This is a genomic window from Nonomuraea sp. NPDC002799 (assembly GCF_053592075.1).
Window position 1 is genome coordinate 15,258 of the sequence record NZ_JBSFVA010000030.1, and the last position, 24,598, is coordinate 39,855.

The 24,598-nt window shown below is 64.3% G+C and carries 22 protein-coding genes and 1 pseudogene; 12 read left to right on the forward strand and 11 right to left on the reverse strand.

Annotation, left to right across the window (positions count from 1 at the left end; translation table 11 throughout):
• Positions 1-174 precede the first annotated feature (174 nt).
• Positions 175-1,335, reverse strand: a complete 1,161-nt coding sequence (locus tag ACWD0F_RS38225; RefSeq protein ID WP_449885190.1) for a diaminopropionate ammonia-lyase — start codon at positions 1,333-1,335, stop codon at positions 175-177.
• 116 nt (positions 1,336-1,451) lie between these two features.
• Between ACWD0F_RS38225 and ACWD0F_RS38230 the strand changes: the two genes are divergently transcribed.
• From ACWD0F_RS38230 to ACWD0F_RS38240, 3 genes are read left to right on the forward strand one after another with little or no spacing between them, the layout of a single operon-like run.
• Positions 1,452-2,111, forward strand: coding sequence for a GntR family transcriptional regulator (locus ACWD0F_RS38230; RefSeq protein WP_449885193.1), 660 nt, complete (start codon positions 1,452-1,454; stop codon positions 2,109-2,111).
• Complete coding sequence (locus tag ACWD0F_RS38235) at positions 2,112-3,185, forward strand: histidinol-phosphate transaminase (protein WP_449885196.1); 1,074 nt, start codon at positions 2,112-2,114, stop codon at positions 3,183-3,185.
• 11 nt (positions 3,186-3,196) lie between these two features.
• A complete protein-coding gene (locus ACWD0F_RS38240; protein ID WP_449885199.1) occupies positions 3,197-4,420 on the forward strand; it encodes a pyridoxal phosphate-dependent aminotransferase in 1,224 nt (407 codons plus the stop codon).
• 354 nt (positions 4,421-4,774) lie between these two features.
• On the opposite strand, the pseudogene ACWD0F_RS38245 reads toward ACWD0F_RS38240, so the two are convergent.
• Positions 4,775-5,020 (reverse strand): annotated as a pseudogene (locus ACWD0F_RS38245) (transposase); the annotation flags it as partial.
• 117 nt (positions 5,021-5,137) lie between these two features.
• Between ACWD0F_RS38245 and ACWD0F_RS38250 the strand changes: the two are divergent.
• From ACWD0F_RS38250 to ACWD0F_RS38260, 3 genes are all read left to right on the forward strand, one after another.
• A complete protein-coding gene (locus tag ACWD0F_RS38250) occupies positions 5,138-6,226 on the forward strand; it encodes an integrase core domain-containing protein (RefSeq protein WP_449885202.1) in 1,089 nt (362 codons plus the stop codon).
• A 75-nt stretch (positions 6,227-6,301) separates the two neighbouring features.
• Positions 6,302-6,880 (forward strand): tyrosine-type recombinase/integrase, encoded by a 579-nt coding sequence (locus ACWD0F_RS38255; RefSeq protein WP_449885205.1) that lies wholly within the window; start codon positions 6,302-6,304, stop codon positions 6,878-6,880.
• 1,146 nt (positions 6,881-8,026) lie between these two features.
• Positions 8,027-9,409: a hypothetical protein gene (locus tag ACWD0F_RS38260; RefSeq protein ID WP_449885208.1), complete on the forward strand. Its 1,383-nt coding sequence runs from the start codon at positions 8,027-8,029 to the stop codon at positions 9,407-9,409.
• Between the two features lie 22 nt (positions 9,410-9,431).
• Here the strand turns inward: ACWD0F_RS38260 and ACWD0F_RS38265 are convergent, their stop codons facing one another.
• The gene (locus tag ACWD0F_RS38265; protein WP_449885211.1) at positions 9,432-10,442 is read right to left on the reverse strand and encodes a hypothetical protein; all 1,011 of its coding nucleotides are present in this window, start codon (positions 10,440-10,442) and stop codon (positions 9,432-9,434) included.
• Between the two features lie 1,019 nt (positions 10,443-11,461).
• Between ACWD0F_RS38265 and ACWD0F_RS38270 the strand changes: the two genes are divergently transcribed.
• The 3 genes from ACWD0F_RS38270 to ACWD0F_RS38280 all read left to right on the forward strand — a co-directional run bounded on the left by ACWD0F_RS38270 (position 11,462) and on the right by ACWD0F_RS38280 (position 15,987).
• A complete protein-coding gene (locus ACWD0F_RS38270) occupies positions 11,462-12,172 on the forward strand; it encodes a DUF2637 domain-containing protein (RefSeq protein ID WP_449885214.1) in 711 nt (236 codons plus the stop codon).
• 784 nt (positions 12,173-12,956) lie between these two features.
• Positions 12,957-13,919 (forward strand): hypothetical protein, encoded by a 963-nt coding sequence (locus tag ACWD0F_RS38275; protein ID WP_449885216.1) that lies wholly within the window; start codon positions 12,957-12,959, stop codon positions 13,917-13,919.
• Positions 13,920-14,178: 259 nt separating this feature from the next.
• Positions 14,179-15,987 (forward strand): AAA family ATPase, encoded by a 1,809-nt coding sequence (locus tag ACWD0F_RS38280; RefSeq protein ID WP_449885219.1) that lies wholly within the window; start codon positions 14,179-14,181, stop codon positions 15,985-15,987.
• 213 nt (positions 15,988-16,200) lie between these two features.
• Here ACWD0F_RS38280 and ACWD0F_RS38285 read toward each other — a convergent pair whose 3' ends face one another.
• Positions 16,201-16,548 (reverse strand): IS66 family transposase, encoded by a 348-nt coding sequence (locus ACWD0F_RS38285; RefSeq protein WP_449885221.1) that lies wholly within the window; start codon positions 16,546-16,548, stop codon positions 16,201-16,203.
• 105 nt (positions 16,549-16,653) lie between these two features.
• Between ACWD0F_RS38285 and ACWD0F_RS38290 the strand changes: the two genes are divergently transcribed.
• Positions 16,654-17,142 carry an RNA polymerase sigma factor gene (locus tag ACWD0F_RS38290; RefSeq protein WP_449885224.1) on the forward strand — a complete coding sequence of 163 codons (489 nt, stop codon included), beginning with the start codon at positions 16,654-16,656 and terminating at the stop codon, positions 17,140-17,142.
• Positions 17,135-17,848, forward strand: a complete 714-nt coding sequence (locus tag ACWD0F_RS38295) for a hypothetical protein (RefSeq protein ID WP_449885226.1) — start codon at positions 17,135-17,137, stop codon at positions 17,846-17,848. Before ACWD0F_RS38290 ends, ACWD0F_RS38295 begins: the two co-directional genes overlap by 8 nt.
• A 145-nt stretch (positions 17,849-17,993) precedes the next feature.
• On the opposite strand, the gene ACWD0F_RS38300 is transcribed toward ACWD0F_RS38295, so the two are convergent.
• From ACWD0F_RS38300 to ACWD0F_RS38325, 6 genes are all read right to left on the reverse strand, one after another.
• Complete coding sequence (locus tag ACWD0F_RS38300; RefSeq protein WP_449885229.1) at positions 17,994-18,236, reverse strand: hypothetical protein; 243 nt, start codon at positions 18,234-18,236, stop codon at positions 17,994-17,996.
• A gap of 336 nt (positions 18,237-18,572) precedes the next feature.
• Positions 18,573-19,376, reverse strand: coding sequence for an SDR family NAD(P)-dependent oxidoreductase (locus ACWD0F_RS38305; RefSeq protein ID WP_449885232.1), 804 nt, complete (start codon positions 19,374-19,376; stop codon positions 18,573-18,575).
• On the reverse strand, positions 19,373-19,786 hold the full coding sequence (locus ACWD0F_RS38310) for a carboxymuconolactone decarboxylase family protein (RefSeq protein WP_449885235.1): 414 nt from the start codon (positions 19,784-19,786) through the stop codon (positions 19,373-19,375). The genes ACWD0F_RS38305 and ACWD0F_RS38310 overlap by 4 nt, the downstream gene beginning before the upstream one ends.
• Positions 19,783-20,994, reverse strand: a complete 1,212-nt coding sequence (locus ACWD0F_RS38315) for a cytochrome P450 (RefSeq protein WP_449885237.1) — start codon at positions 20,992-20,994, stop codon at positions 19,783-19,785. Before ACWD0F_RS38315 ends, ACWD0F_RS38310 begins: the two co-directional genes overlap by 4 nt.
• Before the next feature lie 20 nt (positions 20,995-21,014).
• A complete protein-coding gene (locus ACWD0F_RS38320) occupies positions 21,015-22,223 on the reverse strand; it encodes an NAD(P)/FAD-dependent oxidoreductase (protein WP_449885240.1) in 1,209 nt (402 codons plus the stop codon).
• A gap of 55 nt (positions 22,224-22,278) precedes the next feature.
• Positions 22,279-22,473, reverse strand: coding sequence for a ferredoxin (locus ACWD0F_RS38325; RefSeq protein ID WP_449885243.1), 195 nt, complete (start codon positions 22,471-22,473; stop codon positions 22,279-22,281).
• Positions 22,474-22,626: 153 nt separating this feature from the next.
• Between ACWD0F_RS38325 and ACWD0F_RS38330 the strand changes: the two genes are divergently transcribed.
• The gene (locus ACWD0F_RS38330) at positions 22,627-23,259 is read left to right on the forward strand and encodes a TetR/AcrR family transcriptional regulator (RefSeq protein ID WP_449885246.1); all 633 of its coding nucleotides are present in this window, start codon (positions 22,627-22,629) and stop codon (positions 23,257-23,259) included.
• A 184-nt stretch (positions 23,260-23,443) separates the two neighbouring features.
• Here ACWD0F_RS38330 and ACWD0F_RS38335 read toward each other — a convergent pair whose 3' ends face one another.
• Positions 23,444-24,586 carry a flavin reductase gene (locus ACWD0F_RS38335; RefSeq protein ID WP_449885249.1) on the reverse strand — a complete coding sequence of 381 codons (1,143 nt, stop codon included), beginning with the start codon at positions 24,584-24,586 and terminating at the stop codon, positions 23,444-23,446.
• Between the last annotated feature and the right edge of the window lie 12 nt (positions 24,587-24,598).

The following is a 24,598-nucleotide window of genomic DNA, read 5'->3' on the forward strand; positions in this document are numbered from 1 at the left end:
GCCGGAGTCGGCCGTCGGGGATGCGAGCAGTTGAGGCAGGCCCCTAGATGTGCGCTCTGAACACAGAATGCAGATGCCTGGCGACCGTTGTCAAGAAGATGGGGGAGCCTATTTGTCCTGGCGAAAAATCAGGAACCGGGGCGTCCGAATCTCACACGCTCCGGGCACGGGCGGTCAGCCGCTGGAGGCGGCCATACCTTCTACGGTGCGCAAATAGCTCTCGCGGTCACTGGCGCCCTCGGTGTTCAGCAGCAGGATGGCACTGCGCGGCGTCAGCCCAAGGCCGGCGCGAAGGTCGGGGTTGGTCGTCGCCAGCAGGGCGCCTGCGAGCGAAGCGGCACCGCTTTCTCCCGACTCGATCCCACACTCGGCCAGTATCCGCATGGCATCGCGCGCGGCTTCGTCGTCAACCGTGAGAGTGGCGTCCACCGTCTCGACCAGGACCGGCCAGGCCACCACGCTGGTCTCGCCACAGTTCAGGCCCGCCATGATCGAGTGGTGCGGTCCCGGCACCGTGATGCGCTCTCCCGCGGACAGTGAACGGTGCACACAGTCGGCCCTGTCGGGTTCCACCGTGGCGATGCGCGTAGCCGGGCGCCCGCCGAAGTGCAGGCCGACCGCCGCGGCGAAGGCCCCCACCCCCGCAGGCACGACTGCCAGATCCACGGCTTGGGCGGGATCGAGACCCAGCTCGCCGACCTGCTCGTCGAACTCCTGAAAGATCGTCGAATATCCCTCGATCACGCGTTTCGGCACTGTCTCGTATCCGGGCCAGGCGGTGTCGGAGATCAGGATGGTGCGTGGATCGTGATCGGCTTGGGCCGCGGCGTAGCGCACCGCGTCGTCGTAGCTCGCGAACACCCGGACAACCTGGGCTCCTTCGCCCTCGATGGCCGCCGCCCGCGACGCCGACACATCGAGCGGCACGTAGATGAGCGCGCGCAGGCCGAGGAGCGCGGCGATATGGGCCACGGCCCTGCCGTGATTGCCGTCCGTCGCGCAGGTCAGTACGTGATCACGTACCGGCCCGGCGGCCTGGCGGAGCTCTTCGAACGTGGCGGAGGGGTCGAGGCCAAGGCGTTCACACAGCGTGCGGTGGATGCCCCAGGACGAACCGAGGATCTTGAACGAGGGCAGGCCGAGCCGGGACTGCTCGTTCTTGACCAGCACGCGCCCCACCCCCATCCGTCGCGCGAGATCCGGCACATCCACCAGGGGCGTACGCGTATAACCCGGCAAGGTCCGGTGAAACCGCCGGGGAGCGTCATACAGGTCGTCACTCAACGTCAACCTATTCGTGACTTTGAGTGATTGATGGAGGGCAAAACGGGGCATGGAGCGGCCTCCGCAGGTATAGGTGGATGAGTCGGAGTCAGAGTCACGCGAATGCACTCTGAGTTCAGTATGTAGTATTCTCTTCTCGACACCCTAGAGCAGAGCCTGGAGGCGCAGTGGCGATCGATCGCAGACTCTTGCGCGAGCAAGTCCGAGACGACATTCTCGATCGCCTTCTCAAGGGCAAATATCCGGTGGGCTCCCGCATCAACGAAGTCCATCTCGCCACGGAGATCGGCGTGAGCCGGACCCCGCTTCGCGAAGCGCTGGCAAGCCTGGCGCAGGAGGGCATCCTCGACGCCCGCCCGAATCGGGGCTACTACGTCTCAACACTCAGCGAGAAGGATGTCCGCGAGGCCTATCCGATCATCGCGAACCTCGAAGTGTTCGCGATGAAGCTCTCCGACCTTGGGGAACTCGCCGAACGCGCTCCGCAACTCATCGAACTGGCCGAGCAGATGATGCCCGCCGGGGACGCGCGCGACACACAGCGCGCCGATGACGAGTGGCACGCGTGCCTGCTGGCGTCCTGCCCCAATGGCCGGCTCCTTGACATGATCCAGGACTCCAAGCGCGTCATCCATCGCTACGAACATGCCTATCTCGGCGATCCTGACACCGCCCGGGAATCGGTCCTCCAGCACAAGCGCATCGCCGCGGCCCTGGCAGAACAAGACCTGGCCACGGCCATCCGCGAGTTGGAAAGCAACTGGACGACCTCCATGCATCGCCTCCTCGCGCGCATCAATGGATCGCCAGACGCAACCGGAGAATGAATGCCACCCCTGCTTGTCCGCGACGACTTGCGGACGACTCGGCCGTACGACACGCACCCCTTCCCCTCCGCAGTCGCTCCAGCGGCGCCGCTGAACAACAACGAGTCCCCGTTTCCGCTCATGGGACGCCACCTTGAGGCGCTGCACGCCGCCGCGAATCACGCGTTGGCGCACGCCAATCGCTATCCGGACACCGACCTGACGGCGCTGCGGACCGCGCTGGCACGGTATGTCGGCCAAGGCGTAAGCCCCGACATGGTCTGGGCTGGTAACGGCTCCAACGAGGTGTTACAGCACCTACTCCAGGCCTACGGCGGCCCTGGACGCTCTGCTCTCGGATTCGGGCCCAGCTACTCCATGCACCAGAACGTCGCTAGGGTGACCGGAACCCGATGGACGTCCGCGACCCGGGGACCGGACTTCGCCCTCGATCATGAGATGGCCATCGCCGCCGTCCAACGGCACAGACCTGACATCATCTTTCTCTGCGCGCCCAACAATCCGACAGGAACACCTCTGGACCTCGCGACGCTGGACGCCATCCTGCGTACGGCACCAGGGCTGGTCGTGCTCGACGAAGCCTACGTCGAGTTCTCCAGCGTAGGCTGCCAGGCCGCGCTCCTCGCCGAGCACCCTCAGCTGGTGATCTCCCGGACCATGTCGAAGGCGTTCGGTCTCGCCGGGATCCGGATGGGCTTTCTGCTCGCCTCACCGAACGTGCTGGAGCCTCTGCGGGTCGTCGCGCTGCCGTACCACCTGTCCACGCTGACAGTGGCGGTCGCGCTCGCCGCACTCGAGCACGCCGACGACCTGCTGGCTCACATCCCGGTCATCCTCTCCGAGCGCACGAGAATGCGCAGTGCGCTGATCGACGCTGGTCACGACGTAGCACCGAGTGATGCAAACTTCCTTTTCTTCGACACCGGAGCCGACTCCTCGCAAGTGGCGGCGCGGCTGGCCGAACGCGGCGTTCTCGTCCGTGATCTGGGCCCGGCCAGCTGGTTGCGCGTGAGCGTCGGACACCCCGATGAGAACGACTTCTTTCTCAATGCCCTCGCCGATTTGTCCTTGTGAGTGGAGGAACCATGTCTATCAAGTTGAGCGAACGAGCAGGTGCCATAGCGGGGTCTGCGACCATGGCGGTCTCATCGCGCGCAGCCGAACTGCGAGCAGCGGGACACCGCATTGTAAGCTTCGGCGCCGGGGAGCCCGACTTTCCCACCCCTGACCACATTGTGGAAGCCGCCCAGCGGGCTTGCACCGATCCGGTCAATCATCGATACACCTCCGCGGCCGGGCTGCCGGATTTGCGGCAAGCCATCGCCCAGACCGTCCTCACCGATACCGGCCTCAACATTGACGACAGCGCCATCCTTGTGACGAACGGCGCCAAGCAGGCGGTCTATCTCGCCTGCATGGTCCTGCTCGACGGTGGCGATGAGGCTCTCATTCCCGCCCCTTACTGGACCACCTATCCCGAGGCCGTACGGCTTGCCGGCGCGACGCCGATCGCGGTTGCCACTGACAGCCGCATGGACTACAAGGTGACACCCGAGCTTTTGGACGCACACCTGTCGCCACGGACCAAGGTGCTGTTCTTCGGCTCTCCCGCGAATCCGACCGGCACCGTCTACACGCCGGAAGAGACTCGGGCGATCGGCGTATGGGCGGCACAGCGCGGCATCTGGGTGATCAGCGATGAGATCTACCAGCATCTGGTTTATGACGGAGCGGTGGCCCAGTCCATGCCCGTGGCGGCCCCCGAGGTGGCCGAGCATTGCATCGTCATCGGCGGCGTGTCGAAGACGTATGGCATGACGGGCTGGCGCGTCGGTTGGCTCTACGGTCCCCACGCGGCGGTCAAGGCAGCGATCAACCTGCAATCCCACATGTCGTCCAACGTCGCCAACGTCGCCCAGGCCGCCGCCGTGGTGGCGCTGCGTAGCGGTCGCCCAGGCTTCGCCGACGTACTGGCCGCCTACGATCGGCGGCGCCGGCTCATGGTTGACGTTCTCCAGGGAATCCGCGGGGTCGACTGTCCCACCCCCGTTGGCGCCTTCTACTGCTTCCCCTCCGTTGAGCGCCTGCTCACCCGGACCATCCTCGGCCGCTCCTTCGCGAACACCGCCGAGCTGGCCACATTTATCCTGGATGAAGCTTCAGTTGCCCTGCTGCCCGGCGAAGCCTTCGGCGCTCCGGGCTGCCTCCGCCTGTCCTATGCCCTGGACGACCAGAGCCTCCAGACAGGCATGGAACGCCTGCAGCGACTTCTCAGCTCTCAAGATCTTCCCCGCGCCCACGTCCACTGATCCGGCTGGGCGCTGTTCTGGTGCAGCGGTTCCCGTTCCCAGCGGCAGGCCGAGCATGTGCCGGTCAGGTCGCGAGGTGCGACTCGCGGATGCCACCGCCTCCATCAGCTCGCCCGTGCCCGGCCCTGCACCGCCTGCCCGACACCGCCGGACGGCCGCCTCGTGCTGCGCTGGTGGTGGCCGCGTAAGCGCGGACCGACCGCAGGATGGCCACGACGACGCCGGTCAGGCTGACCCGAGCGCAGCCAGAGACACCGGCGCGGGGACACTGTCGGACGGCAGCCGGTTAGAGCCGGCTAGGAGTGTCCTGAAGATCTTGATGAGTGAGTCGGCGTGAGCTGGCTCACCCTCTTGTTATGGAGTGATCGGGGCGAGAGTCCAGATGCCTCTGCTGCGGGTGAGTCCGAGATTGATCAGGCGGCGGAGGTTGAGGGCGGCGCCGCGGTGGTGGAGCCAGCGGTGGTTGGCAGCGGTGCCGCGGTAGCGCAGGTGGCGGTTGCCTCGGGCGACCAGCCAGGCCACGGCGCGTTCGACCATGGGCCGCCAGCGGCGGTAGTCGTCTTGCCAGGCGGGATCGGTGGCGGCTTGGTGGCGGGCGGCGGCCTTGCGCCTGCCGACAATCCCGTCCGGCCAGGTCATGGCCTTGCGAAGCCCAGACTGGCATAGGCGGTCTCCACCCGTCCAGGCAGGAAACTGTGTGCGGCATGATGATCGGTCGTGCTTCTTCGCCTGGCGTATTTCACCGTCACGAACGCGTTCGCCGCACTGCGGCTACTGCCGATGAGTGATCGTGACAAGGATGTCGAGATTCTCGCTCTGCGTCACCAGATCATGGTCCTTCAGCGGCAGCTCGGCGCCGATGTACGGGTAAGGTTCGCCCCTGAAGACCGCCTGTTCTTATCCGCGCTCCTGACCTCACTGCCCCGAGCCGTCCTGCGTCGGCTGCGGCTTGTCGTCCGCCCGGACACCATCCTGCGCTGGCACCGCGAGATCGTGAAGCAGCAGCATGCCCGTACCTGCCGGCCGAAGCGGCGAGGGCGCCCGCCCACGGTCCGCTCCATCCGCACGCTCATCCTGCGCTTGGTCCGAGAGAACCCATCCTGGGGCTATCGGCGAGTGCACGGCGAGCTCACCACGCTCGGACTGAAGGTCGCACCGTCCACGGTCTGGGAGATTCTCCGACAGGAAGGCATCGACCCAGCACCCGAGCGGGCCTCCACCACCTGGGCCGGCTTCCTACGATCACAAGCCGACGCACTCCTGGCTTGCGACTTCATCGAAACCGTCACCCTCAAAGGACAGCGCCAATACATCCTCGCCGTCATCGAGCACGCCACCAGGCGCATCCGCGTGCTTGGCACCACCACTCACCCCACCGCGGCCTGGGTGACCCAGACGATAAGGAACCTCATCATGGACCTGGAGGACGCGAGCTGCCGGGCACGCTTCCTGATCCGAGACCGTGACGGCAAGTTCCCCGCACGCATAGACGAGATCCTCGCCGAAGCCAGGATCCAGACCGTACTCACCGGCATCCGGATGCCACGGATGAACTCCATCATGGAGCGATGGGTGCAAACCTGCCGCCGCGAACTCCTGGACCGCTGCCTGCTCTGGAACGAACGCCACCTACGCCACGCCCTGGGCGAGTACGAACGCTTCTACAACGAGCATCGCGCTCATCAAGCCCTCGACCAGGCGGCTCCACTCCGCGCCGTCCCCGAACCGGCGCGCATCATCGACCTGAACATCTGCCGACACGACCGGCTCGGCGGAATCATCCACGAATACTCACACGCCGCTTGAACTGGACGGACGCAATTTTCGGCAGGCGCACTCTCCTATGTGGGTAGCTGGCATCGTGCCCGAGGACGCCGCCTCGTGGCGTTCTTCGCCACCCTGTACTTCGCCGGCCTCCGTCCAGCCGAGGCGATCGGGCTCCGAGAAAGCGACTGCTTTCTGCCGGAGGAGGGATGGGGGCTGCTCACTCTCGAAGTCACCCGCCCAAGCAGTGGCAAGCAATGGACAGACAACGGGACCGTACACGACCAGCGCGGGCTCAAACAGCGGGAGGAACGCGAGGTTCGACCGGTGCCGATCCCGCCCGAACTGGTTCGCATCCTGCGAGATCACCTCCGAGAGTTCGGCACGGCCCCAGACGGACGGCTGTTCCGCAACGAACGCGGTGGCGTTCTCGGCGCTTCAACTTACTCACGGGCCTGGGAAGAGGCCCGCCGCTTCGCCTTGACCCCGCAGCAGGTCGCCTCGCCGCTCGCTGGAAAGCCCTACGATCTCCGCCACGCCGCCCTCTCCACGTGGCTAAACGCAGGTGTCGACGCGACCGTGGTAGCGGAGCGCGCCGGCAACAGCGTGGAAGTCCTCCTCAAGCGGTACGCCAAGTGCCTCGACGGGCGCGACAGCCAGATCAATCTCCGAATCGAGGCCGCCCTCGAGACCTAACCACTCGGTAGAAGCCTGAGCACGCCCTCAAGCGGAAAGGGCGACGAAGAACGGGCGGAGCCTCCCTACGCGTCTGGAGGCTTCGCCGATGAGTGCCTGCTTGCAAACGGGAGCCAGGTACTCTCCACGATCAAGATGGATCAGGATCGACTGCGATCTCAATCTGACGATGGAAGCCTCCGTTCTCATCATGACCGATTACCACTGCTCGCGTGGGAGACGTCCCGTCCCATCCCTGCTGCCGCAGATCGCGTCGCACTTGTGCGATACGAGTTGACATCGCTATGGGTATGGGCTCGTCCAGCAACATTGGACGTGCTACGACGATGGCCTGCCCTCCATCGCCACGCCTCATAAAGGCTACAGGGAACGCATGCTCCACATAAAGGGGCGCAGCTTGCTCACTACCCAGGAGTAGATCTATTGACACCGCATCCATCTCGGGGTGGGGAGGGATATCTACGGCGGGCTTCTCACTAACCTGCTCGTTGTATCCCTCGCGAAGTTCACTCCGAGGCACAGTAATACGCATCGCGTGGATCCACCCTGGGACAAGCTCCCCGTGCTCCTTTACAACGCCCAGATAAGGAGACTCGCCTTGTTGAAGTCGACCTCGTCCTTCACGTGTTACCGAGAAGTGCCATTGCCCAGATTCGTGGAAGGACGTCTTGAGCAGGTGTCCAGCTTCGCGATGTATCGCATATACGTCACCCTTGCCCTTGACTGTAAGGATCGACCAAGATGACCCGAGACGGTCACCTTCTCGCACGCGGAACCGTACTTGTGTACCGGGTCTCAGGGCCACTGACATCGCCTCCTTGTAGCTGCTCCGCGCGAAGCGCCAGAGCCATTCCCACCATACGACACCACATACGTGGCCAGGACCTGCATATTTCTTCTCTAGTTAAGAAATCACGCTCAATCCACTCGGACGTGTGCTAGCCTACGTCCGGTACCTTGGTTAGCTGTGGGCGCTGAGGGCCGGAAATGCGGGTCGGCTGGGGCCGACTATCGATGATGCAGTGACTGTGGCATCGGTGGGGCGAGTTCGATTCTCGTATGTACGGCAAAGGACCGTACTCTACCCCGGCGGTCCCCTATCGTTAGTCGAGGGGACCGTTGCGCCTACATATGGATGCTGTGCACATGACAAGGAAACTTCGTCTAACGAGAAGTCATTTCCTGACTATCCAGGTGCCATTCGTTGATCTCAGACTTCTCATCAGCCGTGACACCGGTCGATTGTCTCGACCGAGTTGGCCCGACCCAGATATAGGTCGGGAATTTATCCGCGGTGTTGGTGTGGTTCGCCCACTGCTGGATACCACCGAACCACGTCCATGGCGCGGCCCTCAGCCGTTCATCGATGCAACTCCTCTTATTAGGTTCCCGGCAGCAGCCTGGAGTGATCGATCATCGATATGGATTAAGCCGATCCATCGGCGACTGCTCTCGACTGGGCTAACATGGCGTGCCGATCTTGCGTTTGTGATCAAGTGGAGGGAAGGTGTTGGACCTCGCACCGCCACAGCATTGGCGCAAAGAATCTTCAATCTTCCCGTGCGCATATCGGGGCAAGAGAGGCCGCTGCGTGAGTTCGATCAAATGTTGGCGGCAGACCTTCTGCAGAGAACCACTCGTAAGGGCCGCAGCGAAACGGCGCGGTTTATAAGTTCTGGCCGGCCACTCTTCTTCCTCGACGAAGTCGATACAGCCCGTAATAAGATCGCCTTTCAGGCTAATTTCACCATTCTAGGCGCTCGTCCGATAGCAACTTTTGTTCTGCGCAGAAGAGAGTTTCACGTTGATGAAGCTCGTTTCATTCGTACGGAACTATTTCGAACGTATCATCAACTGGAGACGCTGCGACTCGTTCTGCGCGCGCGGCGATCTTACCCAGATGGTTTCGACTCCAGATTGCTGCGCGATTTTCTCGCGTCTCAACTCAAGCGCCTGTCTCGTCGAGGAAAAAAGGGGTATCTGCAACCTGATATAATGGGGATAGTGGCTACTGTGGCTGAATTTCCGATTAATGACCTTATTTTTCTGGCCGATGACTTCCGCGGAGAAAGCAAGGGACTTGTGCGCCAGATGAAAGACCTTGCTGAGAGCATAGATAGGTCGAGTCATCAGCAGACCGAAGCCATCCCAATCAACTGTACGGTTACTCTTGAAAGGTTAGAAATGAATACCGGTGATAACTTCACATTCAACGACCAGGCGGCTGGCGTGTTTGGTCGTGATAACACTGTGCAAGGCAATACCTTCGTCGCGGGATCGAACACCTCGCAGAGCGTTAATCTAGGTAACCTCATGTCCGCCGTGAGTCAATTAAGGGAACACCTGGATGCCGATTCTGCTACTGATCTAGATGTAGCAAGTGCAGAAATAGATGAGGCCGACAGCCCTCAGAAGATAAAGTCTGCCTTGCAAAAGATTGCAGGCATCGCCACCATGGCGGGTACCGCTGGCACGGCAGTGATCGAGGCTGTCAAGTCAGTAGCGGACGCATTGGCAATTGGCCAGTAGGCACAATGCCAAGTAGCACTCGCTAAGGGGCAGCGGCAGAGACCAGCTTCTTCAGCTGTGTGGCATAGGTAGGAAGCGGAGTAGCACAGAGCTCAGCGGACAGAAGAACGCCTGCTAGACAGCGCATCTCCGCTATTTCCATTTCGTCGGCCTCCCGATCTTCTCCGTGAGCCAGCCTGCATCGGCGACTATACAGGCGGTCAATGAGTTTTTTCCACATCCCTGGAGAGCAACCCAAAAGCGAGTGCAGTCGCGTGGCCATATGTGTCCGATCGAGAAGTGCTTCTGCTACTAGCCATAAGGTTATGTATTTTATGGCGAGATCAGACTGAGCGGCTGCAAGTTGCCACCATTGACACGCTATACGCACAACCGAGCGTTTGCTCTCGCGACGAGAGAGCCAGTTGTCGATTAGTGGTTTCAACGTATCGCGTAATCCGGTGGCAGTCTCTCCCTGCAAGTCGAGTTGCGGCTCCCACGCAAGCGAATCTGATGCGAGTGACCTGTTCCAATGCCAGTCGGGGAAAACCTCACCTACTTCTTCTGCAAGTGGAACCGCAGCCACTCTATGTCCGAATGAAAATTGGAGTAATGTCAACATGCTCGCTGTTGCCTTGCGACCCTCAACGGCTATTGGTTTCGTTTCGTTAGACTCCGTACGCATGAGCATTTCCACAAACGAAATTGACGTAACTGTTTCCTGCCATGCTTTGAACTCGATCACTTCAGGCCCTTTGCTCCTGAATGTGACTTGCTCGCCAGGCGGGGAAGAGTGTATTTCCTGAGGAAGAATCCATTGACCATGTTCACGCATCGGCACGGCGTTCGTGAGAACCATTCCACCAATATCCACATCGCCAACACCGATCCGGATGCGCATGTTGCTAAAGCCAAAAACTGCTTCTGGATAAACCATCCAGGCTAGCGAGCGCCAGACGATTCGATATCCTGAGTGGCCTTTTCCGGCAGGATGGTTTTCATCGGCATTTTGCCAACCGCTAGCCCGCAAGAACTCTAAGCCGTCGTAGTCCATGCTTCAGCATAACCTTTGCGGCAGACGTGGATCGACCCCAAGCCGATACCTTCAGTCGACACAACGCACGATCTGCGCAATTTGCGTCAAACGTCCGGATTGATGTGATGCATTCATCCCATCATGGAACGTCCAGAACGTTGCCTCGGCATTTGTACTCCGACGCCTTGCATAAGCGGCGCGGGCCGCGACCGGCCGGAGAGCCGCAGTGCGGCCAGCATCCGCCCGAAGCGGCAGGACCCCGCAGTCGGGCTGTCCATGAGGCTGTAGAGAAGAGTTCCATTCAATCGCCCGATCGGTGTCGAGCTTGAGATGGGCAGCCAGAACCGTCGATCAGCGGCGGTTCTTATCGGATTGCATTAACGCCCACGCCTACGAACTGGTTGACGCATCGGCCATCGCCGCCGTCGTGGTGCCTGCTGCTGTTACACCGCGGCGTCTCGAGGCACGCGCACGCCGCTCCGGAGCGCGAAGCCTATCGGTGCTCTTTCCAAGCGACTAGTCTTTGCCGGTTTGAGGATCTTCGGTTGGGCAGCTTTCCACGACGGGTGCAGGTCCGTGCTAGCGCGCCACAGGCGATCCCGCGCCGATCACGGCAGCTGGCGAGTGAGCAGCACCGCGGGCGAGTTGGGGATCTGCTGGCCGGCGTCAATCTCAGTCCCGTTTGAGGAAGCACCAGTGACATGGAGCCGCCTCGCCGTTCGAGGTTCAGAGGGAAACTCGATCATGGTCCACGGTTGGTCCACAACTAGTGAGCTTCAACGAGAACGGGCGGGACTCCGTGAGACTGGAGGCCCGCCCGTACTTGCGATGTTTGCCCTGGTCAGCGGCCTAAACCGCTGATCAAGATCGAGTGCCCCCTGCGAGGGACACAGAACTAGGGAACGCGTCGATGTGCCCTCTGAGCAGGGCGTTCTTACAGCTCAGCGATCGGAGCCGAGCCGGCAGGCGAAGCTCGAGGCGGTCCGTCGGCTGCCGCGGCGGCGCTCGGGGTCGGCAGCGCGAGCGATGGACGGGCGGTGATCGCGGTGGCTGCTCCTGCCGATGTCGTCGATCCTGCAAGAACGCCATCCAGGTCTGGGGACCATCCAGCTGAGGCGATCGATTCGCCGGTTGCGGAGCCGCTGTCGGCGGATCGATGGATCCGCTGGACGACCACCGGGGCGGTCCTCGTGCTGGCGGCGATCGCGGCTGTGGTGTCCTTCCGGCACATGCGCGAGTTGGCCTTGGCGCATGGGGAGGATGTGCTGGCCGCCGCGCTCATTCCGTTGGCGGTGGATGGCACGATCGTGGCGGCTTCGATGTCGCTGTTGCGGGCCAGTCGGCACGGTTCGCGTGGTGGTCTGCTGCCGTGGGCGTTGCTGATCGTCAGCGGTCTCGCCAGTATTGGGGCCAATGTGGCGGTGGCGGAGCCGACGGTGATTGCTCGGTTGATCGCGGGGTGGCCGAGTCTGGCGCTCATCGGGGCGTACGAGATGCTGATGTGTCAGGTCCGGCAATCCGCTGCCCGCCTCGGAACGCGGCCGGAACGATCATCGGGTGAGTCGGCCTCGCAGCAGTCTTCAGAGGGGGAGCGAGCGCTTCAGCGTGCGGCCTGGGAGTGGGCAAGGACCGTGGCAGGCGAGAACGGGCTGCTTCCGACGGGGCTGGTGATTGCCCAGCAGTTCGAACGTTCGCCGCGCTGGGGGAGGCTGGTGAAAAGGGCGGGGTTGGCGGGAGAACTTGGGTGAATCTGGCGGCCGCACGATGGGAGGCCCCCGATACGCCAGGTAAATCGGCCCAGACACTGGGCACCTCAAGATCAGCATGGTGGAGAGTCTGGTCCCGGACTGGATCACAGCTGAGAGGACCCCCCCCGCAGGCGCGGGGCCGACACATGCTGATCTGGTAGTTGTTCGGCTCGACTGCGGAACACCCCCGCACGCGCGAGACCGACGCGCGATCACACGCCTTGGTATCCCATGCACCCGGAACACCCCCGCATGCGCGGGGCCGACGAACAGGGAGGTCTGAATGGCCGGTACGTACCAGGAACACCCCCGCATGCGCGGTGCCGACACTTGTTCACCTGCGGGTTTGCCAACGGAGTGTGCCGTTTCCTTTGGTTCGGACAGAACGCCCTGAGCTTCAAGCATCCCGACTCTGAGCATTGCTTCGATCGCGCGGGCCTGAAGGATGTCACTGCAGCACACAGCGGTGAGTAGAAGTATCGACACCCATTAGGGTCATGAGGCTTTTCGTCGTTACTGCACGATCTCCTTGAGCGCCGCCCCTACTGCTGTGGCTTCGGACGGAGTCATGTCACATCCGATACCCCGGAAGACCGAGACCCCCGTAACACTCTACCGCTCCAAAGTCTACCCGGAGGGCGCACACATGCTGATTCGGGCGGCGGCCGATGCGGCGGTCCATTAGTCTTTTCGAGACGGCGGTTGCTGAGCGGTTTGTGATGTGTGGTGCTCACTTCCGCCGTCAGGTGCAGATGCCGTTGAGTCCTGAGGTGAGGGTACGCATATGGACGATGGCACGCCGGCACGGGCCATGCCCGGGCAGGTGATGAGCGACGAGGCGGTGGGGCGGCTGCTGTGTGCCCTTGCCGACGGATGCCGCCAGGCATGGACGGCTCAAGCAGAGGCCAGCCGACAGCTCGATGAGTCGTCGGCGGCAAGCCACCAGCCGGGTGAGCACACCGAGCCGGGTCTGCTCATCGACCCGAGACGTGCGCTCGCCCACGAGCGTACGCTGCTTGCCGAGGATGTCGTGGCCCACCAATACCGGACAGCCCGGCGTTTCATCGCCTGGTGGGTCGATATGGCGATATGCGCCGTGGTCTCCGCAGTCTGCGGGACACCCCTGACCGTGGCTCGCGCGGTGGCAGGCGACCCAAGCCAGTGCTTGGAGGCAGAGGAACTAGCCCTGCTCCCGCCGATCCCGAAAGAGGACCGGCAACTCGCCCAGCTCGCTCTGGACATGGATGAGGGGCTCCCTGCCGACCCGTCGCGCGCCGGGATGGCCCTGGTCGGTGGTCACGCGTTCGCCGCCGAGATCGGACTGTCGGTCAAGCACACCTCCTTCGATGGGCAGGCGGTGCTCGTCGAAGATGGCGCACCGGAAGCGCGACGCAGGCGCTTGTGGGGCCAGACGTGGATGGTATATCAGATGCCGCCGTTGCCCGAGACCAAGGGCCTTCTGCAGACCCTGGAGGAGATCGGTGTGCCGCCTGCGGTGATGTCAGACGTTAAGGCGGCGTCGGACGCTGTCGATGCGGCTCTGCGGGCCCGAGTACGCGCCGTCGAGCTGGAAGAACGGGACGGCCTGGAGAACGCCACAACCGAGGATGCGCTAGACGCGGAGGCTACCGAGCTGTGGGGACGTTATGACCGGTTGCCCGACCTGCTGATGGACTATGCCCGCTGCCTGACTGGGCACTTGCCCGCCCTGCGTAATGCCCGCGCGATGTCACTCAAGGCGCACTGATTCAGCTCCTCGATTCTGTGGGGACATCTGCAGACAGCCCGATGACTGTGGTTGACACCACCGAAAACCCGTCGCCGCGGGCGTTATAAGCCAGTGCCACCACGTCGCATAGCCCCAGCTCAAACCACATAGATCAATATTCGAGCTGTACAGGTTGAGAAACGTAGTTTCAGCACTCATCGCAAATTGCCCGGTGCGGAGACATGTCTACCCAATACGCTGGCGTGCATCACCCCTGCAAGGAGTAAGGAAGGCCACGATGAACGACAGGGTAGAGCATGTTGAGTGGTCCGACGGTGGGGCGGGCACACACAGAGATTTGAACAATCTTATAGACGGCAACGCCGATAGATTCTCTATACAAATCGACAGGGTCACCACCGTCGCTGGGGACATAATTCACCTCCCCCCTAGTGGGGTCACGGTCGTAACTGGAGGCAACAATGCAGGGAAATCAACATTCTTGAGCGAGCTGGGAAAGCATTTAGGCTGGAATGGAGGAGCAAGAACTCCGGGGCGAATCATTGAACATGTTAGCTTGGAAAGAACGGGTGGTGCAAAGGATCTTATCGCCTGGCTGGATTCGCATCATGCGAGAGCCGCCTCGCGCCAGAACGGCGAAGGTTTCATGGATCAGCGTCACACCCACACTTCGATGACTAGCATTATCAATGCCTGGCAGACAGAGAATTCGACTGGAAGCCTACACCAACTTTCCGGTCTTCTGGTTCATTCAGGTGACGCACATGCACGACTTCAATGGGTCCAGCCGCAGCCGGCCAGGAAGGATTTCGGTCAGCCTGCAAGTCATCCCATACATCGGTTGCAGGACGACAATGAGATTCTGCAGGAAATCTGCAACCTATCGGAAATGATATTCCGTGAACAAGTCGTCCTCGACTGGTTGAGTGGCGAAGTACTACTTCGTGTCGGGACTCTAGCGGTGGACGTTCCACCGGCCAATGCCATCACTGCAGAGTATAGGCGGGCGCTAACTGCGCTACCTCCACTGCATGAACAAGGCGATGGCATGAAGAGTCTCCTGGGATTATTGCTACCAATAATCACAAGCCATTATCCGATTGCCATTGTCGATGAGCCCGAAGCTTTTCTTCATCCGCCTCAAGCAAACATGCTAGGGAAAATTCTCGGAAAACTGGCTCGGGATCGGGGTGTGCAAATAATCCTTGCAACGCATGACAGAAATCTGCTCATTGGGCTGCTGGAGTCTCAAGCATCAGTCTCAGTGGTACGACTTGATAGAAGAGGCGACAACGTATTTGCGCATCAAATAGACCCAAGTCGGGTTCAGGATCTATGGAGCGACCCAGTTCTCCGCTATACGAACGTGCTGGACGGGTTGTTTCACAGGGTTGTAGTTCTCGCGGAAGCAGATAGAGATTGTCGATTTTACAAAGCATCGCTGGATGCGGCGGAGTCGTTCGAACGACTCTCATTCAATGCGGGCGATGTTCTGTTTGTTCCTGCAGGAGGCAAAGATGGCTTTGTACGCCTTGCAATTGCGCTACAAGGAGTTTCGGTTCCGATCATCGCAGTCTCCGATCTGGATTTGCTTAACGATGAATCCAAAGCGAAGAGGCTGGTCACTTCATTCGGCGCCGACTGGAACGCTCACTCCGCAGAGTATCGAATTGCCACCCATGCCTTTCGCCAACCACGCGCCAGCCTCTCCTGCAGAATAATTTTGTCCCAAATACAGCTGATACTACAGGAGCATCTAGACAAGGCATATGATCGCGGCATTGCCGAGCAGGTTAAGGCGGCGATGCGGGTGGATCCGAGCGCATGGCAACAGCTCAAGGATGCTGGCGACCGTGCCTTCAAAGGAGAAGCAGCCGTGGCTGCGAATATTCTCCTGAACTGGCTCGATAGCATCGGCATCGTTCTAGTTCGCGCTGGTGAGCTTGAACGACTCGCACCCTTGGTTTCCACACAAAAGGGCGCTGGTTGGTTGGACGATGCGATACAGCAGGGCGCACATGAACAAGCTCTAGCCCAAGACCACATCAAGCGAGTGATCAAAACGGTTGAACGAATGCTTGGCTGATGTAGTACATGGCAGAGTCACAGCGTCGGTCGGGACAGCTGCACTGCGTTTTCGAGCCGCGCGCTGCTTTATCACAGCCGAAGGCCGTCACGACTCGTCCGCCGCGCTGTCCTGTGGGCCTGTCCCGCTCGGAAATACGGTTTCGTGCTGTGAGCTGGTGCTTTGCTGCGTAATCGGGGAGGTAGCTGCGTATCCATTCAGGCCTGTGATTGATCAGGCGGATTGAGGCGGCATCCAGGGGTTCCCGGCCAGGGCGTCGCGGAGGGCGTCGAGTGGGTGGATGCCGTGGTTGCGGGCGGTGCCGAGGTAGGAGCGGATGAGGCAGTAGCGGGCGGCGGTGCGTACGCTGCGCCAGCAGCCTCCGATCTTCATCTGCAGTTTGACCATGCGCTGTGGCTGCTCGGCGGGGTTGTTGGTGAAGGGCACGGCGAAGTCGGCGGTGAAGCGCCACACCTGCGGGGCCCGGGCTTGTAGCCGCCGTGCCAGGGTAGCCGGGATGTCGCCCTGAGGGCCAGTCGCGGTGGGTGTTGGTGGCGATGCCCCAGGCCACCGCCTGGTCATAGCGGGCGCGCAGCCCGTTTGAAACTTCCGGATCCATGGTGGTGGCGCCCTCGGCGCGGGCTTTGGCGACCGCGGCCTTGGCCTCGGTCAGCGCGGATCTTCGACATGCACTTCGCCGAGATTCACCGCTACATCGCCCGGCGGCTTTCCATAGACGACGCCGACGACCTGGCGGCCGAGGTCTTCCTCGTCGCTGCTAGAGGCGGATACGAATCCTCGCGCGGTCAGGTCAGGCCCTGGCTGTACGGCATCGCCCCCAAGCTCATCTCCAGGCACCGCCGCAGCGAGATCCGCAAGTGGAAAGCGCTCAGCCGGACCTCCGAACGCGAGGCGCAAAGCCACGAGGACGCGACGCTCACGCGTGTCGCGGCCGGAACGCTCAATGGCAGGCTCGCGGGGGCGCTTGCCGGTCTGAACCGCGGCGACCGGGACGTGGTGTTGCTGGTGGCGCTGGGCGGATTGACCCACCAGGAGGTCGCCGCTGCCCTGGAGATCCCCTACGGCACCGTCGCGTCCCGGCTCAACCGAGCACGTAAGCAGCTTCGCAAGGCACTAGGCGACGTCAACCCGCTGAAGGAGGCGCACGATGGATGAGGTCACGCTGCTCGCCCAGGCGGTACCGGACGTGCCGCCGCCGTCATCCGAGACCGTGGCCAGGGCCCGCGCGCGGCTGGCCGCCCGCCATGCTTTCGCACGGCGGCCCCGCACGCGCTGGTACTGGACGACAGGCGCCGCCGTCGCCACCACGGTGGTCGTCACGACAGTGGTCATGCTGGTGTCGAACCTGGTCGGCGCTTCCGAACCCGCGCCGCCGCCCGCGGCCTCCCCGGCCTTCGAGCAGGAGCCGCGCGTCTACAAGGGGCTGGATCGTCTGGCGGGAGCCAGGATGCCAGAGTCGGCCACGAAAGTGAGCCTCCGGTTCCGTCCCACAAGCAAGAAGATCGCGATCGTGATCTTCTGCCAGACACCCGGCTCGATCTTCTTCAGCCATGAGGCAGGGAGCAGCGCCGGCGGCGTGTGCGGCCCGGACGGTGCACTCAGCATGCTCGCGGACAAGGCCTACGAACCGGGCTGGCTCGGCCGCGATCACAACATCACGTTCTGGGTCTTTCCCCCCGATGCGCCCGTCGCGCGTGGACGCGGTTCGTGCCCGCCCGCGGGTGTATGCGAGAGGAAGTACGAGCTGTCCAGCCCGAAGACAGCCGACCGGCTGGCCGCCAAACTGGGCAGGCGACCCGGAGCCTGGTCGGTCGCGGCATACGACGTCCCGGCCGCGCCGACGGTCTCGTCCGCTGATTGAAGCGTTCCCCGAATGCGATCTTGGCTGCCAAGTAACGCCCAGTAGCCAGGCTGGTTGTCTGCACGGATGCCCGAAGCGGTCTGCACGCTCAGGCGTGCAGACCATCTGGTGGGACGCGGCTTGGTGTGGCATCTCATGAGATTGGTTACGGCTGGACGTTCTTGCGCGGTCGTCGCGTGCGGCCGGGGAACGTGGTATCCGGCCGGGGCGGCGGCGGGATCGGGATGGGGTCGCCGTTGGCCAGATACATGCGGACGAACACGGTGTCCTGATGAGCGGAGCCCGCTTGGGCGGCCGCGTCGAGGACGCTCAAGTCGTCCAGGACGTCGACGGCCCGGTTGGTCAGGCCGATGTGGGCTCCGTCCGTCCGGTCGTCGAGGTCGATCACCTCGCTCGCGATGCCCGCTGCCCGAGGGCTGCGGCCAGCGCGGAGCCGGCGATGCCCGCGCCGACGATCAGGATTGGCCCGTCGAGCGCGTCGTGGTCTGCCATCGAGGCTCCTCCCATGTGGCGTATCCGTGACCGACCGCGCGCGGCCAGCGATCTCACGACTCATCGAAGCGGCGGATCGCTGGCGTACCGGCGGCCTGTCCGTACCCGGCGTTCTGCGGGTGCCGGGCGTCATCGACCTTAGGCGAGGCCGGGACGCCCGGACCAGCTCAGTACGTTCGGTTCGCGCCACGACCGTCTTCGCCCGGACCGATGGCCCTCTCGCCGGGCCGGATCAAGCGTGGCGGGAGCGCAGGCTGAAGCCGCCGTCCACGGCCAGGACGGCGCCGGTGATGAACGCCGCCTCGTCCGAGGCGAGGAAGAGGGCGGCGTTGGCCACATCGTCGCTGGTGCCCTGATGACCCATGGGGACCAGCGCGGCCCGGCGGGCCGCCACCTGCGCGCGGTCCACGCCACCTGCGCGTGCGACGGCGTCGACGCCCATGGGGGTGTCCATCATGCCGGGTGCGAGGCAGTTGATCCGCACGCCATGGGGCGCGTACTCCAGCGCGAGGCTGCGGGTCATGGAGTGGACCGCCGCTTTGGAGGTGGTGTAGGCGATGGTCTCGCCACCGGCGAGCAGCCCGGCCATGGAGGAGATGTTGACGATAGCTCCGCTGCCTCGTTCCCGCAGGTGGGGCAGGACGTATTTGCACGTCAGCCACATTCCGGTGAGGTTGACCTCGAAGCCGCGGCGCCAGGCGTCCGCCGGGAGGTCCTCGGTGCGTCCGGCGGGCACGATGCCGACGTTGTTGTGCAGGATGTCGACGTGTCCCATGCCTGCCAGGGCGGCGTCGAGGATGCCCGCGCAGTCGGATTCGACGGTGATGTCGGCCCGGTGCGCCGTCGCCGTGCCGCCTTCTCGGCGGATCAGCTCCGCCGTCGTCTCGGCCGAGTCGAGGTCGCGGTCGACGACCAGGACCTTGGCGCCTTCGCGGGCGAAGAGCTGCGCGACCGCCCGGCCGTTTCCGGTCGTGGCGCCAGGCGTCTGCCCGCCGCCGACGATCACGGCGGTCTTGCCTTCCAGCCGTCCGGTCATCGACTGCTCTCCTTGCCGTCATCGCCGGAACGTTCGGCGACGATGTCGTTGATGAGGAACTCGAAGGCCGAGGCCACCGGGAAGCCCGCGTAGTAGGCGAGCTGGCGGGCCATCTCCTGGAGTTGTCCCTCGTCCAGGTCGCCGCTGTCGAGAGCGGCGTGGACGTGGTAGGGGGTGATACGTTCCCGGCCGAGCATCGCCAGGACGGTGAGGGTGATCAGCCGCCGGTCACGGATCGAGAGCTCTGGTCGCTGCCACACGTCGGCGAAGACGGTCTTGACGCACAGGTCGCCGAGTGATTGGCCGTGCCCGTCGGCGCCCGGTCCGCACATCACTGTCTCGTAGGTGGCTCTGCCCTGGTCGATGAGGTGCGCGAAGGGGTCGTGCTCCTTCGCGGGGGTGGCGCTCACCACGTCACCGGCAGGTCTTCGAGCCCGTACGTGAGCGCCTGGTCGTGGAAGCGCAACTCCTTCTCGTCCACGGCCAGCCGCAGGCCGGGAAGGCGCTGGAAGAGCCGGGGCCAGGCGACCTGCATCTCGACGCGGGACAGGTTCTGGCCCAGGCACTGGTGGATGCCGAAGCCGAACCCGACGTGCCGGCGCTCGACGCGGGTGATGTCCAGTTGCTCGGGCGCGGCGAAGACGGCCGGGTCCCGGTTGGCGGCGGGCAGGTTGCAGATGACACCCTCGCCGGCCCGGATGAGCACGCCGCCGATCTCGGTGTCCTGGATGGCGACCCGGCGCGGCTCGCTCTGCACCATGCTCCAGTACCGCATCATCTCCTCGACGCAGGTGGCCGCGTACCTCGCGGGATCTGATAGCAGGATGTCGCGCTGTCCAGGCTCGCGCAGCAGGGCGAGGATGCCGAGACCGATCATGTTGGCGGTGGTCTCGTGACCGGCGCCGATCACCAGCATGCCCAGCCTGACGGCCTGCTCGAAGGTGAGGTCGCCACCCGCGACATGCACGTTGACCAGCCGCGACAACAGCGAATCGTCGGGGTCACGGCGCTTGCGTTCCACGTGGTCGGTGAGGTTGGCGTGCAGCGCCTGCTGGGCCGCCAGCTTCTCCTCGTGCGGGGCGTTCAGCTGGACGATCTTCTTGGAGGACTCGTGAACGGTGTGGCGCTCGGCGTAGGGGACGCCGAGCACGTCGCAGATGACGACGGTGGGCAGGGCGAGCGCGAAGTGCTCGATCAGATCCACCGGCCGCGGCATGGTCACCAGGTCGTCGATGAGCTGGTCGGTGAGTTCGGCGATCCGCGGCCGGAGCGCCTCGGAGCGCTTGGCGGTGAAGTCCGGGTTGAGTATGCGGCGGATGGGCAGGTGCTCGTCGCCGTCCTTGCGGAAGAAGATGCCGCCTTCCACCTGCGGCTGGGCGCTGCTGGTGCTCGGGAAGCCGGGGGTGGTGACGTCGGCGCTGAAGCGGTCGGTGGCGCCGAGGACCTGCCGCACCTGCTCGTGGCTGGTGATCAGCCAGGGGGTGCTGTCGTTCCAGATCTTCACCCGGCGCGGTGCGCCGCCTTCGCGGAATTCCGTGGCGACCTCCGGCGGGGCGTACGGGCATCCACGCCGGAGCGGGAAGTCGGGGGTGGCGGCGTGATCGATGGTGGTCGTCATGCGATGTCCTTTCCTGGAGGTCAGGCGGCTGCGTCGGTGAGGGCGTCGTCCCAGGCTGCGCGGGAGGCGACGAGGGCGCGGAGGGCGCGCAGCGGGCGGATCATGTTCACGCCCAGCGCGGCGGTGACGTGTCCTTGTCTCCCGTACAGCGCGGTGAACCTCCGCTCCTCGATGCTCCCCTCGACGACGCGCATCCGGTCGGCGCCACGCGTCCGGCCATAAATCTGGATCTTGCGGTCGTACTGGTCGGACCAGACGTAGGGCACGGTGACGAAGGGCGTGGCGGCCTCGGGTCCGGCGAGGATATTGCGCGCCACGGCCAGACCCTGTTCGGAGGCGTTCGTACGGTGCTCGACGCGCAGCCGCTCGCCGGTGGCCGGGTCGGGCCAGGAGGCCACGTCACCGGCGGCCCACACGTTGCCGCCCGCGTGGAGGGTGGCGTCGCACTCGACGCCGTCGCCGACGGGGATCCCGCTTCCGGCGAGCCATTCGATGTTGGGCCGGGCTCCGATACCGACGAGGACGGCGCCCGCCTCGATGGTGCGACCGTCGGCGAGCCGCACCCCGGTGGCGCGGCGGCCGTCGGCGACGACGCTCTCGACCCGCGCTCCCGTCACGACCGACACGCCGTGTTCACGGTGTACGTCCGTCAGCATGGCCCCGATGCCGGGGCCGACCGCGTCGGCGAGCGGCACCTCCTGGTCGGTCACCATGGTGACCGCACGACCCAGGCCGCGAGCGACGGCGGCCGCCTCCGCACCGATGAACCCACCGCCGACGATCACCAGAGGCCGGCGGCTGTTCAGCGACTCCTGCAACGCGAGCGCGTCGTCCAGGGTGCGCAGCACGTGGACGCCTTCGATGCCGTCGCTCCCGGGAAGCCTCCGGGGACGGACGCCGGTCGCGACGATCAGATCGTCGTAGTGGACGGGATCGCCGGAATCGAGGTGGACCTCGCGGCAGTCGACGTCCAGCCCCCGAGCCCGTACCCCGAGGCGGACCTCCACCCCGAGGTCGTCGTAGACCTCGGGCGAGCGCAGCAGCAGCCGCTCGGCCGTCCAGTCACCGGCGAGAAGTTGCTTGGACAGCGGAGGACGGTCGTAGGGCAGGTGCTTCTCCTCCCCGACGAGGACGAGCCGCCCGTCGAACCCGGAACGGCGCAGTCCCTCGACGGCGGCCAGGCCGGCCGCGGAGGCGCCGACGACCACCACGGTGCGCAGCGCGCTCATGGGCGCTCCTCTCGTGGTGCGGCTGTGGCACCTGAGAGCGCTGCGCCGTGGCCGCTCATTCGTGGATCTCGATCGCCGCGGCCGGGCAGACGGCTGCGGCGTCGCGGACGTTGTCGTGCTGGCCGGCCGGTGGCCGCGCGTCGAGCAGGACGACGACGCCGTCCTCGTCGCGCTGGTCGAACACCTCAGGGGCGGACAGGACGCACTGACCGGCTCCGCAGCACTTGGCCTCATCGATGGTGATGTGCATGGTTGCCTCCAAATCGGGGGCGCTTGACGGAGAGCGCGCCACCCGTTAATAAACACTCGTTAATTTACAATCGTTTAGTTAGAGTGGGCAAGCTGACGGCGTGTGAGATGACCCACAGCCCGACCAGGGCCTTCTCTGTGCGAGGCTGGAGACATGCCCCAACGCCCCGACGCCTCCCTGCCTGCTCCAGGCCCCGCCAGGCGGAGACCGCGCAATGCCCGCGGGGAGGGCGAGAAGCTGCGCGAGGAGATCATCGAGGCCGTGATCCGGCTCATCGCCGACGAGCAGCGCATGAGGCCCATGCCGCTGTCCCTGCGCGAGGTGGCACGCGAGGCAGGCATCACCGCGCCCGCCATCTACCTGCATTTCGCTGACAAGGAAGAGCTCACCCGAGCTGCTTTCGGCCACCTTTTCGCGCGGCTTCTGGAGGTGATGGACCGCGCCGACGAGGACACGGCCGCCTGGCCGCCGGCCGATCGGCTCGCGGCCGTGGCGCACGCCTACTGCCGTTTCGCCGAGGAGCATCCTGCGAGCTTCAAGGTGATGTTCGCGGCCCCCGCCGAGGACGGCACGACCCAGGTCGCCGAGCGCTGGCGCAGGGCGGTCGCCCGGCTGGCCGAGACGGGCATGCGCCTGACTCAGACTCCCGAGACGGCGGCCATGTCGGTGTGGTCATCGGTGCACGGGCGTCTCCTGCTCGACCGCTCCGCGAGCGGCCTGTGGCAGCTCGGGGACGTGCACGCGTTCGTCGACGATCTCGCACGGTCCCTCACCACCATTGACTGACGTAACGGAACAACAGCGGCGCAGCGGGCGCGATGACACGCACCGCGCGGGGCGGCCGGCGCATCGTGGCGCTCGCAGGCACCGACGAGCTGCATATACGCGCCGGATGGTCGCAGGTCAGCGACGATTCGCCTGACTGCGCAAAACGGGCTTCACCGCGATGATCACCAGCGTCAGCAAACGGTCAAATCTGCCCGCCGACGGAGACGATCTCCTTCCGGACGCCACAGATCGCCAGGTCGGTGCGGCGCCGGATGGCGGCGAAGGCCGCGGCGGAATCCCCCACGGCGTAGGCATCCACCAAAGCGGCGTGGTGGCCGACATCCCGGGCCGGGAGGCTCGGCAGCAACGAGCGGCTGCGCAGGTTGAGGATGATCGCCGGAATGTTGATCCGGCGGTAGGCGTCGAGCAGCGTGCCGTTGCCCGCCAGGCGCACACCGTACTCCAGAAATGCGGTCAGGGCTCGCACCCAGGTCTCCTCGTCTGCCTCGCGTACGGCCCGCATCTCCTCCAGCAGGCGGCGAAAACCAGCCAGTTCCTCAGGCGTCAGCCGTCCGGCCCGCTCGGCGGCGACGCCCAACTCGATGGCCGCGCGGGCCTGCAGGGCGTCCTGTACGGCCTCGAAGGTGACCGGGGCCACGACGAACGCGCCCTCGGCGTCGCGGGTGACCAGCCCTTCGCCGGCGAGTTTGGCCAGCGCGTGGTAGACGGACCCGCGCGGCACCGCCAGCCGCTCGGCCAGGTCGGCCAGATCCAGCGGCTCGGAAACGGGGATCTCGCGGCTGAGCACACGGGTGCGGATCTCCCGCAGTGTGGTCTCGTCGTGGCCGAGCTCCAGCCGTCCGAACTGCCCGCGGAAGTAGGCCAGCGGCGTCCCTGCCCTGGCTGAGGCCCGTTCGACCTCGGCCAGGAAGACCCAGTGGGTGCCGCCGGTGACCTCTTGTGTCACCTGGCATTCGAGGGTCGCCAGTGCGTCGCGGAGCAGCGGCTCGCCTCGCGCGCCCGTGACCATCTCGACGCCGGTGAACTTGTCGTTTCCCTTGCCGGCGAAGCGCAGGGCATCGTCGGGCTGGTCCTCGGTGAGGATGTTGACCGCGAACCGGCGGGCGGCGCTGATCGCCTGGCCGGTGGAGGATTGTTTGTTCATGCAGATGAGCAGCATGGGCGGTTCGAGAGAGAGCGAGCTGACGGCGCTGGCCGTGGTTCCGTAGGGCTCGCCGTCGTACAGGGTGGTGATCACGGTCACTCCGCTGGCGAAGTGGCCGATCACGTCACGGAACTCGGCCGGGGTGAGCCGGCGCAGCCCGTCGTCGGTCGATGTCGTCATGTGTCCCACTCC

Coding starts and splice junctions, on each gene's coding strand:
- ACWD0F_RS38260 (WP_449885208.1), top strand. CDS start 8,027: ATGACAAGGAAACTTCGTCTAACGAGAAGTCATTTCCTGACTATCCAG.
- ACWD0F_RS38265 (WP_449885211.1), bottom strand. CDS start 10,442: ATGGACTACGACGGCTTAGAGTTCTTGCGGGCTAGCGGTTGGCAAAAT.
- ACWD0F_RS38335 (WP_449885249.1), bottom strand. CDS start 24,586: ATGACGACATCGACCGACGACGGGCTGCGCCGGCTCACCCCGGCCGAG.
- ACWD0F_RS38275 (WP_449885216.1), top strand. CDS start 12,957: ATGGACGATGGCACGCCGGCACGGGCCATGCCCGGGCAGGTGATGAGC.
- ACWD0F_RS38305 (WP_449885232.1), bottom strand. CDS start 19,376: ATGACCGGACGGCTGGAAGGCAAGACCGCCGTGATCGTCGGCGGCGGG.
- ACWD0F_RS38240 (WP_449885199.1), top strand. CDS start 3,197: ATGTCTATCAAGTTGAGCGAACGAGCAGGTGCCATAGCGGGGTCTGCG.
- ACWD0F_RS38330 (WP_449885246.1), top strand. CDS start 22,627: ATGCCCCAACGCCCCGACGCCTCCCTGCCTGCTCCAGGCCCCGCCAGG.
- ACWD0F_RS38325 (WP_449885243.1), bottom strand. CDS start 22,473: ATGCACATCACCATCGATGAGGCCAAGTGCTGCGGAGCCGGTCAGTGC.
- ACWD0F_RS38290 (WP_449885224.1), top strand. CDS start 16,654: ATGCACTTCGCCGAGATTCACCGCTACATCGCCCGGCGGCTTTCCATA.
- ACWD0F_RS38295 (WP_449885226.1), top strand. CDS start 17,135: ATGGATGAGGTCACGCTGCTCGCCCAGGCGGTACCGGACGTGCCGCCG.
- ACWD0F_RS38280 (WP_449885219.1), top strand. CDS start 14,179: ATGAACGACAGGGTAGAGCATGTTGAGTGGTCCGACGGTGGGGCGGGC.
- ACWD0F_RS38235 (WP_449885196.1), top strand. CDS start 2,112: ATGCCACCCCTGCTTGTCCGCGACGACTTGCGGACGACTCGGCCGTAC.
- ACWD0F_RS38285 (WP_449885221.1), bottom strand. CDS start 16,548: ATGACCAGGCGGTGGCCTGGGGCATCGCCACCAACACCCACCGCGACT.
- ACWD0F_RS38225 (WP_449885190.1), bottom strand. CDS start 1,335: ATGCCCCGTTTTGCCCTCCATCAATCACTCAAAGTCACGAATAGGTTG.
- ACWD0F_RS38315 (WP_449885237.1), bottom strand. CDS start 20,994: ATGACGACCACCATCGATCACGCCGCCACCCCCGACTTCCCGCTCCGG.
- ACWD0F_RS38320 (WP_449885240.1), bottom strand. CDS start 22,223: ATGAGCGCGCTGCGCACCGTGGTGGTCGTCGGCGCCTCCGCGGCCGGC.